Annotated in this window: 15 protein-coding genes; 8 read left to right on the top strand and 7 right to left on the bottom strand. The window is 60.0% G+C overall.

Features of this window, described 5'->3' with window-relative positions; genetic code table 11:
- The first annotated feature begins 17 nt into the window (after positions 1-17).
- The 3 genes from moaA (at position 18) to moeA (ending at position 3,245) form a co-directional block, all read left to right on the top strand.
- Positions 18-1,136, top strand: coding sequence for a GTP 3',8-cyclase MoaA (gene moaA / locus PQR62_RS16345; RefSeq protein ID WP_408159051.1), 1,119 nt, complete (start codon positions 18-20; stop codon positions 1,134-1,136).
- A gap of 153 nt (positions 1,137-1,289) precedes the next feature.
- Positions 1,290-1,901 (top strand): molybdenum cofactor guanylyltransferase MobA, encoded by a 612-nt coding sequence (gene mobA / locus PQR62_RS16340; protein WP_408159050.1) that lies wholly within the window; start codon positions 1,290-1,292, stop codon positions 1,899-1,901.
- 57 nt (positions 1,902-1,958) lie between these two features.
- On the top strand, positions 1,959-3,245 hold the full coding sequence (gene moeA, locus PQR62_RS16335) for a molybdopterin molybdotransferase MoeA (protein WP_408159049.1): 1,287 nt from the start codon (positions 1,959-1,961) through the stop codon (positions 3,243-3,245).
- Positions 3,246-3,321: 76 nt separating this feature from the next.
- Here moeA and PQR62_RS16330 read toward each other — a convergent pair whose 3' ends face one another.
- The 6 genes from PQR62_RS16330 to PQR62_RS16305 all read right to left on the bottom strand — a co-directional run bounded on the left by PQR62_RS16330 (position 3,322) and on the right by PQR62_RS16305 (position 10,656).
- The gene (locus PQR62_RS16330; protein ID WP_408159048.1) at positions 3,322-3,957 is read right to left on the bottom strand and encodes a DUF1120 domain-containing protein; all 636 of its coding nucleotides are present in this window, start codon (positions 3,955-3,957) and stop codon (positions 3,322-3,324) included.
- A gap of 154 nt (positions 3,958-4,111) precedes the next feature.
- Positions 4,112-5,599, bottom strand: coding sequence for a DNA recombination protein RmuC (locus tag PQR62_RS16325; protein WP_408159047.1), 1,488 nt, complete (start codon positions 5,597-5,599; stop codon positions 4,112-4,114).
- Positions 5,600-5,723: 124 nt separating this feature from the next.
- Positions 5,724-6,086, bottom strand: coding sequence for a group II truncated hemoglobin (locus PQR62_RS16320; protein WP_459251862.1), 363 nt, complete (start codon positions 6,084-6,086; stop codon positions 5,724-5,726).
- 202 nt (positions 6,087-6,288) lie between these two features.
- Complete coding sequence (locus tag PQR62_RS16315; RefSeq protein ID WP_408159045.1) at positions 6,289-8,805, bottom strand: ABC transporter permease; 2,517 nt, start codon at positions 8,803-8,805, stop codon at positions 6,289-6,291.
- 144 nt (positions 8,806-8,949) lie between these two features.
- Positions 8,950-10,002 (bottom strand): NAD(P)-dependent alcohol dehydrogenase, encoded by a 1,053-nt coding sequence (locus PQR62_RS16310; RefSeq protein ID WP_408159044.1) that lies wholly within the window; start codon positions 10,000-10,002, stop codon positions 8,950-8,952.
- Positions 10,003-10,305: 303 nt separating this feature from the next.
- Positions 10,306-10,656 (bottom strand): hypothetical protein, encoded by a 351-nt coding sequence (locus PQR62_RS16305; RefSeq protein WP_408159043.1) that lies wholly within the window; start codon positions 10,654-10,656, stop codon positions 10,306-10,308.
- A gap of 292 nt (positions 10,657-10,948) precedes the next feature.
- Here PQR62_RS16305 and PQR62_RS16300 point away from each other — a divergent pair, with 292 nt between their 5' ends.
- Complete coding sequence (locus tag PQR62_RS16300) at positions 10,949-11,350, top strand: lysozyme inhibitor LprI family protein (RefSeq protein WP_408159042.1); 402 nt, start codon at positions 10,949-10,951, stop codon at positions 11,348-11,350.
- 158 nt (positions 11,351-11,508) lie between these two features.
- Positions 11,509-11,802 carry a PsiF family protein gene (locus PQR62_RS16295; protein ID WP_408159041.1) on the top strand — a complete coding sequence of 98 codons (294 nt, stop codon included), beginning with the start codon at positions 11,509-11,511 and terminating at the stop codon, positions 11,800-11,802.
- A gap of 126 nt (positions 11,803-11,928) precedes the next feature.
- Here the strand turns inward: PQR62_RS16295 and PQR62_RS16290 are convergent, their stop codons facing one another.
- Positions 11,929-12,588, bottom strand: coding sequence for a LysE family transporter (locus PQR62_RS16290; RefSeq protein ID WP_408159040.1), 660 nt, complete (start codon positions 12,586-12,588; stop codon positions 11,929-11,931).
- 268 nt (positions 12,589-12,856) lie between these two features.
- Between PQR62_RS16290 and PQR62_RS16285 the strand changes: the two genes are divergently transcribed.
- The 3 genes from PQR62_RS16285 to PQR62_RS16275 all read left to right on the top strand — a co-directional run bounded on the left by PQR62_RS16285 (position 12,857) and on the right by PQR62_RS16275 (position 13,712).
- Positions 12,857-12,991 (top strand): DUF3096 domain-containing protein, encoded by a 135-nt coding sequence (locus PQR62_RS16285; protein ID WP_408159039.1) that lies wholly within the window; start codon positions 12,857-12,859, stop codon positions 12,989-12,991.
- A gap of 110 nt (positions 12,992-13,101) precedes the next feature.
- Positions 13,102-13,263 (top strand): DUF3096 domain-containing protein, encoded by a 162-nt coding sequence (locus PQR62_RS16280; protein ID WP_408159037.1) that lies wholly within the window; start codon positions 13,102-13,104, stop codon positions 13,261-13,263.
- 185 nt (positions 13,264-13,448) lie between these two features.
- Positions 13,449-13,712 carry a hypothetical protein gene (locus PQR62_RS16275; protein ID WP_408159036.1) on the top strand — a complete coding sequence of 88 codons (264 nt, stop codon included), beginning with the start codon at positions 13,449-13,451 and terminating at the stop codon, positions 13,710-13,712.
- Positions 13,713-13,793 lie beyond the last annotated feature (81 nt).

The following is a 13,793-nucleotide window of genomic DNA, read 5'->3' as shown; positions in this document are numbered from 1 at the left end:
GGATTCAGCCAGCCCGCATGAACAAGCGCATCATCGCTATCCTCGATCACCGGCAAGCCACTTCGCCCGCCCTCGTGCCGGTGGATATGCGTGCGCCGATCGGCATGCTGCGCGATACGCTGGCGCGTCCGCTGCATGATCTGCGCATCTCGGTGACCGACCGCTGCAACTTCCGCTGCGTGTACTGCATGCCCAAAGACGTGTTCGACAAGGACTATCAGTTCATGCCGCACGCCTCGCTGCTTTCCTTTGAAGAAATCACCCGGCTGGCCAGACAGTTCGTCGCCCATGGGGTCGAGAAAATCCGCCTTACCGGCGGCGAGCCGCTGCTGCGCAAACACATTGAACGCCTGATCGAAATGTTGAGCCGCCTGCGCACGCCCGACGGCCGCGACGTCGATCTGACACTGACCACCAACGGCACGCTGCTGCCGCAAAAGGCGCAGTCGCTCAAGGATGCCGGGCTCAAGCGCGTGACCGTTTCGCTGGATGCCCTGGACGATGCCAATTTCAAGCGCATGAACGATGTCGATTTCCCGGTCGAGCGCGTGCTCGAGGGCCTGGATGCCGCCCATGCGGCTGGCCTCGGCCCGATCAAGATCAACATGGTGGTCAAGAAAGGCATGAACGAGCACGAAATCCTGCCGATGGCGCGTCACTTCAAAAATTCGCCGTTCATCCTGCGCTTCATCGAATACATGGATGTGGGCAGCTCCAATGGGTGGCGCATGGATGAAGTGGTGCCGTCGAGCGAAGTGGTACACCGTATCAGTACCGAAATGCCGCTGCAAGCCATCGATGCCAACTACAGCGGAGAAACCGCACAGCGCTGGCGCTATCGCGACGGCGGCGGTGAAATCGGCGTGATCTCCAGCGTGACGCAAGCGTTTTGCCAGGACTGCTCGCGCGCGCGACTCTCGACCGAAGGCAAGGTCTACACCTGCCTGTTCGCCACGCGCGGCCACGATCTGCGCGAACTGCTGCGCAGCGGCCGCAGCGATGCCGAAATTGCCGGCGCCATCGCCGGTATCTGGCAAGCGCGCGGCGACCGCTACTCGGAACTGCGTAGCGAAATGGCGGCAGATTCTGCCAACGCGACACGCCCCAAAGTCGAAATGTCGTACATCGGCGGCTGAGCCCGGCACAGTCTTTATTTCGTTTGCCAACCACGAGAATGCGCCGCGCGCAGCGCGCAGCGCCCTGCTCCGCATCCATCCCGATAGCTTCCACATCACTCCTCACGCTCAGAAATCTGCAATGCAAGCCGTCCAACCAAATCACACATCGCCATGAACACACTCTCCCGGGATCAGATTGACGGCATGATTCTGTCCGGTGGACGCGGTACGCGCATGGGCCATGTCGACAAAGGTTTGCAATTGCTGAACGATCAACCGCTGATCGTGCATGCGCTGCGCTGTCTGCAACCCCAGGTCGCGACAGTCGCCATCAATGCCAATCGCCATCAGGAGCAATACCGGCAATTCGCCGACGCAGTATGGGAAGACCTCACGCCCGACTTCGGCGGGCCGCTGGCGGGCTTGCAAAGCGGTCTCAGCCGGTGCGGGCAAGACTATCTGGCCGTGATCCCCTGCGATGCGCCCCTGCTGCCGGCTGATCTTGTCGCACGTCTGGCGCAGGCCTTGTGCGCGGCCGATGCCGATGCGGCGATTGCCGTCACGGGCGCCGGCGATGGCATCGAAAATGCGCGGCAACGGCATCCGGTCTGCTGCCTGCTGGCAAAGAAACTGCTGCCATCGCTGCAGACCTTTCTGGACAGCGGCCAGCGCAAGTTCGATCACTGGCTGGCGAGCGTGCATTGCGTTGAAGTGCACTTTGCCGATGAGCGGGCTTTCAGCAACATCAATACTCTGCAACAATTACGCGCACTTGAGGCCTAGCTTCGCGTCAGGCAGCCGGACAGCACAGATCGGCGCCCTCTCAGGAATCTCAGAACCATGACTCAAGCATCACTCCAGGACATCATCAGCTGCGTTTCCGGCTACGATCCCAACGCCATGACAGTCGATCAGGCACAAGCCATCATTCTCGACTTCGTGGAACCGATTCACGCACAGGAGAAAGTGGCGATCCGCAGCGCGCTGGGTCGCACGCTGGCGCAAGATATCGTCTCGCGCATCGACGTGCCGGCCCACGACAATTCGGCCATGGACGGCTATGCGCTGCGCGGCAGCGACCTCGATCCGCAGGCGTCGATCCGGCTCAGCATCGTCGGCAATGTGCATGCCGGCCAGCGCTATCAAGGCGAAGTGCAGAAAGGCCAGTGCGTGCGCATCATGACCGGCGCCCCCATGCCGGACGACTGCGATACCGTAATCCCGCAAGAGCTGACGCTGGACGCCGATGCGCAAGGCGTCAGTATTCCGGCTGGACGCGTACGCCAGGGCGACAATCGGCGTCTGCGCGGTGAGGATCTGACTCAGGGCGAAATCGCTCTAGCCCGTGGGAAAATCCTGCGCCCGGCCGACATCGGCCTGCTGGCTTCGCTGGGCATTCCCGAAGTGCCGGTGCAGCGCAAACTGCGCGTGGCCTTTTTTTCGACCGGCGATGAATTGCGCTCGGTCGGCGAGCGGCTTGATCCCGGTTGCGTCTACGACTCCAACCGCTACACCCTGCATGGCATGCTGACCCGACTCGGTTGCGACGTCATTGACATGGGTGTGATCGGCGACGATCCGTTGGCGCTGGAAGAAGCCTTCCGCAGCGCCTGCGAGCAGGCCGACGCCGTCATCACTTCGGGCGGCGTGTCGGTCGGCACTGCCGATTACACCAAGCAGATCATGGCCCGGCTCGGTGAAATGCTGTTCTGGAAAATCGGCATGCGCCCCGGCCGCCCGCTGGCCTTCGGTCGCATTGCTTCACAGGGGCGCGATGCCTACCTGTTCGGCCTGCCCGGTAATCCGGTGGCGGTCACCATCAGTTTTTATTTCTTCGTGCGCGATGCCTTGCTGCGCTTGATGGGTGCGCAGGCGCAGCCTCTGCCGCGCCTGAACGTCACCGCCGCATCAGCAATTCGCAAGAAACCGGGGCGCACCGAATATCAGCGCGGCATCCTCAGCGCCGACGAATCCGGCAACTGGAACGTGCGCCTGACCGGCACACAAGGCTCAGGCATCCTGCGTTCGATGTCGGATGCCAATTGCGTGATCGTGCTCAATCACGAGCGCGGCGATGTCGCTGCCGGCGAACAGGTGCAGGTGGTGATGTTTGACGGACTGATCTGACGGGATTGTTGCTCTGAGCGAAGAGCACATGCGGACTCGACGATCGCCTGATCTCAAGGATCAGGCGAGGCCGAATTCAGAGATAGACCACTTCCAGCGTGGCAGAGCCATCCAAAGGAATTTCCTGGGTCAGCGGAAGATTTTCGGGCTTGTTGATGAAGGCGGTGACCGTGATTTTTCCCGCGACTTTCCTGACCATGTCCGGCAGATAACTGCCTGAGCGCGCCCAGGCCAGCGTCCGGTTCTTGCCGATGGTGCCGCCGCTGCCGGTCGGCAGCCAGCTTTGCTGATCGAAGGAATACAGCTGTCTGGGCTCAAGCCCATCGACGCGTGCATCGGCCTGATTGAACACCATGGCGTAACCACCGACCTTGGCGCCGGCCACGATGCCCAGACCAAAATTCGCCTCCTCTGCCAGCACCTCCTGCAGTACTGAAGCGCGCCGGTTGTCATGTGCACGCAAGCCCAGCTTGGCGGGCCCGCCATTGCATTGAATCACCAGATCGACCGAGCGTGACTCCAGCCAGGTGTAATCGCCACGCTTGAGACGGCTTTGCGGAATCAGACCGTAATCGATGATGCCGGCATTGCTGAGCTGCGGCGCGCATGCTCCCGGCCGGATCAGGCCTGTCACCCTGACATCCGCAGAATGAGCAGCATCGGCGGCGATGGCTGCGGGCGAGCTGCTTAGCAGCGCCAAGATAGGGAGCATCAGTATTCTCTTCATCGCGCGATCCTTTATTCTTCGCCGCCATCAGGGCAGCGACGTGGCTGGAATACGCATGATTGCGAATAAGACAAGCCTTTAGAACAAGAAAACTCTCAAAATGATGTGGGTCGAATCCAAGAGACTTCTTTATCTCTGACTAGACAGTTTCCTGTTCGTCGCCCAGATCCAGCTCACCGGTGCCCAGCAATTTCTGCGCAGTCTCGCTGGGCAGCGCCTCCACCGACTTCAGTTTGCGCGACATCTGACGGGTGCGCGTCTCGGCCTGCTCAATGTTCTTGGCGGCACGTTCCAGTGCGTTTTTGGTCGCGGTCAGCACATCGCCGAATTTGCCGAACTCAGTCTTCACCGCCCCCAGCACCTGCCACACTTCCGATGAGCGCTTTTCCAAAGCCAGGGTACGGAAGCCCATCTGCAGGCTGTTGAGCAGCGCCGACAAGGTCGACGGACCGGCAATGCTGACACGGTAGGTGCGCTGCAACTCGTCAGACAAACCGGGGCGCCGCATCACTTCGGCATACAAACCCTCGGTCGGCAAGAACAGGATCGCGAAATCGGTGGTCAGCGGCGGCGATAGATATTTGTCGGCGATGGTCTTGGCTTCGTTGCGCACGGCACGTTCCAGCTCCTTGCCGAACACGGCGACGCCATCGGCATCGGCGCGATCGGCGGCATCCACCAGACGCTCGTATTGCTCCTTCGGGAATTTGGCGTCGATCGGCATCCACACCGGGCGGCCGGAATCCTCGGCGCCCGGCAGCTTGATCGCAAACTCCACACGCTCGCCGCTGTTGGGCACGGTTTCCACATTCTTGGCGTACTGCTCGGGCGTGAGCACTTGCTCCAGCAGCATTTCCAGCTGCACTTCACCCCAGGTGCCGCGCGTCTTGACGTTGGTCAGCACGCGCTTGAGATCGCCCACGCCGATCGCCAGTTGCTGCATCTCGCCCAAGCCCTGGTGCACCTTGTCCAGACGATCCGATACCAGCTTGAAGGATTCGCCCAGACGCTGCTCCAGCGTGGCATGCAGCTTCTCGTCGACGGTCTTGCGCATCTCTTCCAGCTTGAGTGCATTGTCCTGCTGCAGATCCTTGATCTTGGCTTCCAGCGTGGCGCGCACTTCTGCCATACGCTGCGCATTCGATTCGGTCAGCGCGGTCAGCGTCTGGTTCAGGGTATCGCCGAAACGCTGCAACGACAGCGCCTGCTCTTCGCGATTCACCTGGCCCTGCAGGTTCAGCGCCTGACGCATGCTTTCCAGTTGCTGGGCATTGGTTTCATTGAGCTTGACCAGTTGCTGAGCGAAGCTGTCGATCTGATTGTTTTGCAAGGTCGCCACGCTCGCCATCTGGGTGGCCAGAGTCTGCTGCAGCTGAGCGAAATTGCCGCCCAACTCTTGCCGCGTGCTTTGCGCGGTAGCCTGCAATTGCGTGCGCAATTCGCGCTCGGTGCGCTCGCCGGTTTCTTGCTGGTGCTTTTGCAGGTCGTTCTTCAACTGCTGCAGCGCGGCTTCAGTGCGCGCGGCATCGTCGTTCTGATTGCGCTGCCCGCTGCGCATCAGTACCAGAATTTGCAGCACGATGCCGATGGCGATCAACCCGGCTAGGATCATTTCAGTCTGGCTCATGGAGTGTGGGATTTTTAATCTGGTGTTGATGCTGCCGATGTGCGGAAAGTGCGGAAGTGCACTACGAGCTTGTTATGCAGATCTTAATCAGGCCGGCGAGCGCGCTGCTGCGCTTGGCCTTGCCTCAATCCGGCTTGTTGCGCATCCAGTCCGCAGTCTGGAAAAACGATTCCATCAGACGTACGCGCAGCGACTCTTCCAGCCCGGCATCTTCCATGGCCCAGGCCATGCAGCGCAGCCACTGATCGCGCTCCGAAATGCCGATGGCGAATGGCAGATGGCGCGCGCGCAAGCGCGGGTGACCAAATTGTTCGATGTACAGATTGGGGCCGCCGCTCCAGCCCGACAAGAACCAGAAAGTCTTGTCGCGCGAACCGTCCAGCGACGGCGGGTGCAGTGCGCGGATACCGGCGAACTCGGCTTCCAGATCCATCAGGTCATAGAAGCGGTCAACCATTTCCCGCAATTTGTCGGCGCCGCCTATCATGTCGTAGACGGTAGGCTGATTTGGATCTTCGATTTGCATAGACCGTCATGATAGCGCAGCCGCCCGCCCCGCGTCAGCCGGCAGCCGCGTTTTCCGAGGAGGAAATCATTGCTGCCGGATCAATCTTTTTTGGGGAGACGATGCTGGTGAGACGGCCTGCCGCGCTTCACCACGGCAGGCCGAAATTTCACTCGTTCCAGCATCAAGCCTCGCGCAAGGTCTGCAGCGGCGGTCGCGCCAGCACGTGACGCAAACCGGCCCAGCCGCCGATGGCGGCACAAGCGGCGCCGATCAGCATGCCCGCCAGCCAGACCCAGGGGCTGAGCGCCCAGTCGAAATTGAATACGTAATGCGCCAGCGCCCAACCGATGGCAGCGGCCCCCGTTGCCGCCAGCAAACCGGCCACCGCGCCCACCAGCAAGACCTCGATGCGTTGCGCACCGGCAAGCTGCTGCCGTGTGGCGCCCAGCGCGCGCAGCAAGCCGGCTTCGCGCACGCGCTCATCCTGCGATCCGGCCAGCGCTGCATACAGCACCAGCACCCCGGAACTCAAGGTGAACAGGAACAGAAACTCCACCGCAGAGATCACCTGCCCCACCACGTCCTGAATCTGCTTCAGGACGCTGCCGATATCGACCACCGTCAGATTCGGAAATTCACGCGTCAATACATTGCCCAGACCGGCCTGCTCCGGCTTCAGGTGAAAGGCGGTGATGAAGCTCTGCGGCGTGTCCCGCATGGCCGCCGGATTGATGATCACGAAGAAATTGACGCGCAGCGAACCCCACTCCAGCTTGCGCAGACTGGTGACCGGCACGCTCACCAGCTGGCCGGCAATGTCGAACTGCAACTGGTCGCCGAGCTTGATGTTGAGGGTCTTGGCCAGACCTTCTTCCACCGACGCTTCCGGCTTGCTGTCGTCGTACCAGCGGCCGGCGACGATGCTGTTTTGTGGCGGCATGTCGCGCATGGTGGAGAGATTGAATTCTCGGTCCACCAGCCGCTTGGCGCGATCTTCCGGGTAATCGGCGGCGCTCACCGGCTTGCCGTTGAGCTGCACCAGACGCCCGCGGATCATCGGGAACAATTGCGGCTGCTGTACGCCGCCTTTCACCAGTTGCTGCGCCACCGGATCTTTCTGATCCGGCTGGATGTTGATCACGAAGCGATTCGGCGCATCGGGTGGCGTCGATTGCCGCCAGGCGCCGACCAGATCGCCGCGTATCACCGTCAGCAGCAACAAGGCCATCAAGCCCAGGCCGAGCGCCACAATCTGCATGATGGCCGCAGCCGGACGCCGTTGCAGGCCGGTGATCGCAAACCGCCAGCTCGGGTTATCGAACAAGCCCCGCATATGCCGCAGCAGGCGCAGCGCCATCCAGGCCACCAGTGCAAATACCGCGAAGCCGCCGAAGAAACCGGCGACCGTCAGCATGCCCAGTTTCAGATCGCGCGACTGCCACAGCAACAGGCCGACGAATACCAGCGCGCCCAGCACGTAAGCTGCCAGCGTGAGACTTTGCGGCGCACTTTGCTCGCGCCGCATCACGCGGTTGTGCGGCACATTGCGCAATTGCAGCAGCGGCGGCAAGGCGAAACCGATCAGCAGCAGCAAGCCCGTCGCCACACCCTGCAAGGCAGGCTGCCAGCTGGCCGGCGGCAATTGCGTCGGCATGAACTGACCCAGCCATTGCAGCAGGACGAAATGCGCGGCATAACCCAATGCCACGCCCAGCACGCTGCCGGCCAGCCCCACCACCACGAATTCGATCAGATACAGCCAGGTGACCTGATTTTGCGTCATGCCCAGACAGCGCAGCATGGCACAGGCGTCCAGATGGCGTTCCATGAAACGGCGCGCCGCCATGGCCACGGCGAGTGCGGCCAGCATCGCCGACAACAGTCCGACCAGCGATAAAAATTGCTCGGCGCGATCCAGCGTCGCGCGCATTTCGGGACGGCCGCTTTCCAGCGACTCGATGCGTACGCCGCGAATTTTCTCCCGCTCGATCTGTGCTTCGACCGAGGTCTGGAAATTCTGAATCGCCTTGGGTTCGCCTGCCAGCAACAGGCGATAAGTCACACGCGAACCGAGCTGCACCAGATGCGTTGCCGGCAGATCACTCTCGTTGAGCATCACCCTCGGCGCAAAATTGACGAAGGCGCTGCCGCGATCCGGCTCCACCGTAATTACGCTGGCGATGCGGAACACCTTGTCGCCCAGCGTCAGGGGATCGCCGACGCGCAGTTCCAGCGACGACAGGATATTCGGATCCACCCACACCGTGCCGGGCTGCGGAATACCTTGCGCCGGGCGGTCGGAGCCTTCCGCATTGGCTGCCTGTGCACTATCGGCAAGGCGCACTTTGCCGCGCAAAGGATAGGCCGCGCTCACGGCCTTGATCGATGACAGCACCGAACGCGCCTTGTCGCCCTCGCCCGCCAGCGCCATGCTCGGAAACACCACCGTCTGCGCGGTGGAAAATCCCTGCGTCCTGGCCTGTTGCAGCCATTGCGGCGGCAAGCTCTGATCGGCGCCGATCAGCATGTCTGCCCCCAGCAACTGATGGGCATCGCGCACCAGGCCGGCGCGCATGCGATCGACAAAAAATCCGACCGAAGCCAGCGCGGCGACGGCGACGATCAAGGCGATCAGCAGAAAGCGCAGTTCGCCGACGCGCCAGTCGCGTCGCGTCATTCTCAGGGATTGGATCAGCATGCGCGGTGTCAGCCCGAAGTAAAAAAAGAAAGAGGAATAGAAGAAACAGAAACACGAAAAACGATGCGCCGGACAAAACATCAGCGGTGCAGCCGTTGGCGCTGCACCGCTGAAGGGCTACTGCCGATCTGGCTCAGTATCGAATCAAGCCGCCAGCGAAGCCATGTCGATCACGAAGCGATATTTGACATCGCTCTTCAACATGCGCTCGTAGGCGGTGTTGATGTCTTGAATCTTGATGATTTCGATGTCGGAGGTAATACCGTGTTCGGCGCAGAAATCCAGCATTTCCTGGGTTTCCTGAATCCCGCCGATCAGCGAACCGGCCAGATGACGACGCTTGAAGATGAGGTTGGCCACCGACGGCGATGGATGCGAATGCTCAGGAATGCCGACCAGGGTCATCGTGCCTTCGCGCTTGAGCAGGACCATGAAGGCATCCAGATTGTGCTGGGCCGCCACTGTGTTGAGAATGAAATCGAAGCTGTTGGCATGCTGCGCCATCTGCGCGGCATCTTTCGACACCACGACTTCATCAGCGCCCAGACGCAGGGCATCTTCCTTTTTGTCCGGCGAGGTGGTGAACAGCACCACGTGCGCGCCCATGGCGTGCGCCAGTTTCACCCCCATGTGGCCGAGACCGCCCAGGCCGACAATGCCGACCTTCTGGCCCTTGCCCACTTTCCAGTGGCGCAGCGGCGACCAGGTGGTGATCCCGGCGCACAGCAAGGGCGCGGCGCCGGCCGGGTCCAGCTTGTCGGACACATGCAGCACGAACTTTTCATTGACCACGATATTGTTGGAGTAACCGCCGTAAGTCATGCCGCCGGTTTCTTTTTCGGGCGAGCTATAAGTGCCGGTAAAACCGGTTTCGCAGTACTGCTCCAGACCTTCGTCGCAGCTCGCGCAGCTCTGGCAGGAATCGACCATACAGCCGACGCCGGCGATCTGGCCAACCTTGAATTTGCTGACATGGGCGCCGACCTCGGTGACGCGGCCAACGATTTCATGACCGGGCACCACTGGAAATGTCGTGCCCTTCCATTCGTTGCGCGCCATATGCAGGTCGGAGTGACACACGCCGCAATACAGAATTTCGATCTGAACGTCGTGAGGACCGGTTATCCGGCGCTCGAAATTGAACGGCGCCAATGGCGACTGGGCGGATTGAGCGGCATAACCGAGAGATTTCAGCATGGCGTTTCCTTTCGGGAATTGAAATGAAGGAGGAACGGAAAAGAAATATCGCGGTGACACCGCGACATGAAAATACCGGGAAAAATAAGTGACGGACAGCATCAGTTGAAGCACTTCTTGAAGCCGACTGCATCAACGGTGTCAGGCGCAGCGATGGTCAAGTGGACATCGGCTCCATGCCGCACCGCAATGCAGCGGGTATCTTAATACGACTGAGAGGACTCTGCTGGGACATGGCGATTCTGAAGCGCATGATTGAATAGGATGGAACCGCTCCTGCAGTCTGATCAGAACAACGCGCACTCAGCGCAGCCACAAGGCAACGACGCCACAAGCCAGCAACACGCAAAATACCGACAGCAGCCGGGTGCGCTTGCGTACGCCATCCAGCGCGGCCACCAGTTGCGCATTCTGTTCCGCCAGAGTATTGATCAGATTGCTGGCTTCGATCTGTTCGTTCTCCAGCTGAGCGATGCGCACGGCCAGTTGAGCCGGATCGCTGTCGACTGGCGCACCGGCCACCGATGCATCTTGCACGGCACTCTTGGACTTGCGGGTGCGCGACCACAGATCGCGCGCGCCGCGGACGATGCCCGGGGTTGCCTGAACAACATCGACCCAGGGGATTAATTTCAGTGCGGTTAACCAACCCATATTGAATTGCTCCTGTATCAGTACTGCCTGCATGCGGAGAATGCGTTTCAGCGAACCTGAATTCGTCCTGCCGCATGTAAATTGCGCACAGGATCACGCTTTAAATGAACCTGAGGACGGATTGTATTTCTAAGACACGCGAATTCAGATTTTATCCCGCAGGCGCGTGATTTATTCGCAAACGTAGCGGCATCATGCCATCAGACGCAGCGCGTTTCATTTCAGCGACCGCCGCTTTCAAGGACATGTCCGTCTGCGTATCATGTGCGCCTGCGCATTCCGGAGAAGATGCATGAAGCAAGTGAAGCAACTGGTGCGCTACAGTTTGCTGCTGGCATTATCGGCGTTCAGCGCCGGCGCCTATGCAGTGGACTGCAACAAGCCGAACACCCAGGCCGACATGAATCAATGCGCGGCCGAGGACCTCAACAAGGCCGACGGTGAACTGAACCAACTCTATATCGCCCTGCGCTCGCAACTCAATGTCCCGCAACAAAACCAGATTCGCGACGTGCAACTGGCCTGGATCAAGTATCGCGACCTGTCATGCCGCTTCGAAAGCGCACACAGCGCCGGCGGCTCGGCGCAAGGCATGGTGCTGCAATACTGCCTCACCGAAAAAACCAAGGCGCGCGCCAAGGAACTGAAGAGCCAGCTGTCATGCGGCGAAGGCGATATTTCCTGCGTCAAATGAAGGGGCACCGGCGTTTCCGGCCCCTTTCCGGAGATCAATAGACGGTGGTGCGCGGAAGATTGGCAGACTGGCACTTTCATGCTGTAATGCGCCAGTCTGCCTGATTGAGAAATGCTGATGCGGACGTCTCGAATCCACCCTGAATACTGGAGAGCCACATGAAAAAAATGCTGATCGCCTTATCCCTCATCGCTCCTGTTTTGCTGGCTCCTGCGGCCATGGCCGAAACCGCGCAGCAATCCAAGATGACCTCCTGTAACAAGGACGCCACCGGCAAGAAAGGCGATGAACGCAAAGCCTTCATGAAGGAATGCCTGTCCAACAAGCCGGCCGAACCCGCCGCGCCGATGACGCAGCAAGACAAGATGAAGAAGTGCAATGCGGATGCCACCGGCAAGAAAGGCGACGAGCGCAAGGCCTTCATGTCGCAATGCCTGAAGAAAGACAAGTAATCTTTCAGCCCTGCAGTTTCTGCAGGGCGCAGAAAAAAACCCGTATTGCTGCGGCTCGCCGGCCGTCGATACGGGTTTTTTATTACTGCGAGCTTATTCGGCTTGCAGCAGGCACTGCCGTTGATATCAGTGCTGCGCGCGCTTGAAGAAGAACAGGCCGGCGCCGACCAGCATCAGCACACCGCCGAAGAAACGATTCTGGATCTTCATCGCATGCTGGTTGCGGAAAAAGCGCTGCATGCGGCTGGCAGCGAAGGCATAACCGTGCATCACGATCAGATCCACAGTCACCATGGTGATCGCCATCAGCAACAACTGCAACCACAGCGGCTGATCGTGATCGATGAATTGCGGCAGCACCGCCACCATGAACACGATGCCCTTGGGATTGGTGGCATTGGTCAGGAAACCGGTCATGCAGCGTTGCCACCAGGCCTGGCCGCGCGGCGCCGGCACGGCAGCCACAGCATCGGCCGCATTGGATCCGGAAGAAGTGGGCGCCACCGGCGCGCGCCATTGACTCCAGCCCAAATAAATCAGATAGGCCGCACCCAGAATCTTGATGGTATTGAAGGCGGCCTCAGACGCTACCAGCAAGGAGCCCACACCTGCGCCGGCAATCACCAGAATCAGCACCAGGGCGATTTCCAGCCCGAGAATGGTGGCGCTGGTGCGGCGAACCCCGTAATTCAATCCGTGGCTCATGGACAGCACTGCGCCGGAGCCGGGCGAGATGGCGATGAGGCAAGCGGCGAGAAAGAATGCAAACCAGGTCTGATAGGCCATGTTGATTTCATGCAGAGAAGCTGAACAGTCCGCCATTATAAATTGTCCGCACGGAAAAACTCGGCCCTCACGCTGATCAGCCATACTTTTGACGCATGCGGAATCGTCCTACAGCAAAAGAAAAGAATGTCCGAGGCCGGAATGCGCGCTATCGCCGAACTTAGGCGCTGAGCGCCAATCTCATCCATGGCAGCGATATCTTGCGTGCAGCAGCGCATGACCGCCTTCTGCAGCTCCGCTATCCATCCATCACAAAAGGAGTTCATCCATGGACCTTCACCTCTCTTTCGGCCCGCTGGCCGCGCTGATCGCCGGCATCCTGATTCTGGTCATGCCGCGCCTGCTCAATTACATCGTGGCCCTGTATCTGATCGTGATCGGCATCGTCGGTATTTTTGGCTGAGCACGACTGCATAGGAATCGATTTGCATGACGGACTGCAGCGGGCGTCATCGCGCGCCTGAGAGAACCGGCGCAGTCTTACACCAACAACAACAGTCAGGAGCATCCACCATGAATCTTCATCTCACCATCGGCCCGCTGGTCGCCCTGCTCGCCGGCATACTGATCCTGATCGCGCCGCGTCTGCTCAATGTGATCGTCGCGCTGTATCTGATCTTAGTGGGCCTGATCGGGGTATTCGGTTTGAGCGGACACGGCCTTTCATTTATCTGAAACGCACATCCGAAACCCGAAAATACCTGGCGATGACGGCCAGGACAATTGCTTACAAATATGACATGTTTTGAAACACTTTGATGTCGTCGGCGCAATGGCTGGCTCGTTAATGGAGTAAGGCGGCGCGATACACAAACGTACCCGACGCTGATTCAACATCATCCATTTTTAAGGACATTGCCATGAACTCGAAATCCGTCATCGTTGCTTCCCTGCTGACCGCTCTGGCACTGCCAGTCTTCGCACAAACCGGCGCCGCCGCAGCACCTGCCGCGCCTGCCGCAGCGACCGCACCTGCCGCCGCTACCGCAGCACCGAAGGCAAAGAGCGAACACGCGACCAAGCACAAGAAGGTCGCCAAGAAGAAAGAAGCTGCCGGCAAGGACAAGGCGGCAGCACCTGAAGCCAAGCCGGCCGCAGATACCACTGCTGCCAAGACCAAGTAAGCCGAAGCAAGTCAAACTAAGTCGCCGAAAGAGCGTGTAGCAGGCTCGCAGTGTTATCGCGCTGCGCGTCGCTTCACCTCC

Origin of the sequence: Herbaspirillum lusitanum (genome assembly GCF_046025995.1) — a bacterium.
In the GTDB taxonomy this organism is placed as follows: Bacteria; Pseudomonadota; Gammaproteobacteria; order Burkholderiales; family Burkholderiaceae_D; genus Herbaspirillum; species Herbaspirillum lusitanum_A.
This window is presented reverse-complemented; position numbering and strand designations above follow the sequence as displayed.

What these genes read in the sequence shown, in the direction of transcription:
- PQR62_RS16310 (WP_408159044.1), bottom strand. Translation starts at nt 10,002, where the DNA reads ATGCTGAAATCTCTCGGTTATGCCGCTCAATCCGCCCAGTCGCCATTG.
- PQR62_RS16285 (WP_408159039.1), top strand. Translation starts at nt 12,857, where the DNA reads ATGGACCTTCACCTCTCTTTCGGCCCGCTGGCCGCGCTGATCGCCGGC.
- PQR62_RS16305 (WP_408159043.1), bottom strand. Translation starts at nt 10,656, where the DNA reads ATGGGTTGGTTAACCGCACTGAAATTAATCCCCTGGGTCGATGTTGTT.
- moeA (WP_408159049.1), top strand. Translation starts at nt 1,959, where the DNA reads ATGACTCAAGCATCACTCCAGGACATCATCAGCTGCGTTTCCGGCTAC.
- moaA (WP_408159051.1), top strand. Translation starts at nt 18, where the DNA reads ATGAACAAGCGCATCATCGCTATCCTCGATCACCGGCAAGCCACTTCG.
- PQR62_RS16325 (WP_408159047.1), bottom strand. Translation starts at nt 5,599, where the DNA reads ATGAGCCAGACTGAAATGATCCTAGCCGGGTTGATCGCCATCGGCATC.
- PQR62_RS16275 (WP_408159036.1), top strand. Translation starts at nt 13,449, where the DNA reads ATGAACTCGAAATCCGTCATCGTTGCTTCCCTGCTGACCGCTCTGGCA.
- PQR62_RS16330 (WP_408159048.1), bottom strand. Translation starts at nt 3,957, where the DNA reads ATGCTCCCTATCTTGGCGCTGCTAAGCAGCTCGCCCGCAGCCATCGCC.
- PQR62_RS16295 (WP_408159041.1), top strand. Translation starts at nt 11,509, where the DNA reads ATGAAAAAAATGCTGATCGCCTTATCCCTCATCGCTCCTGTTTTGCTG.
- PQR62_RS16320 (WP_459251862.1), bottom strand. Translation starts at nt 6,086, where the DNA reads ATGATAGGCGGCGCCGACAAATTGCGGGAAATGGTTGACCGCTTCTAT.
- PQR62_RS16290 (WP_408159040.1), bottom strand. Translation starts at nt 12,588, where the DNA reads ATGGCCTATCAGACCTGGTTTGCATTCTTTCTCGCCGCTTGCCTCATC.
- PQR62_RS16300 (WP_408159042.1), top strand. Translation starts at nt 10,949, where the DNA reads ATGAAGCAAGTGAAGCAACTGGTGCGCTACAGTTTGCTGCTGGCATTA.
- PQR62_RS16280 (WP_408159037.1), top strand. Translation starts at nt 13,102, where the DNA reads ATGAATCTTCATCTCACCATCGGCCCGCTGGTCGCCCTGCTCGCCGGC.
- PQR62_RS16315 (WP_408159045.1), bottom strand. Translation starts at nt 8,805, where the DNA reads ATGCTGATCCAATCCCTGAGAATGACGCGACGCGACTGGCGCGTCGGC.
- mobA (WP_408159050.1), top strand. Translation starts at nt 1,290, where the DNA reads ATGAACACACTCTCCCGGGATCAGATTGACGGCATGATTCTGTCCGGT.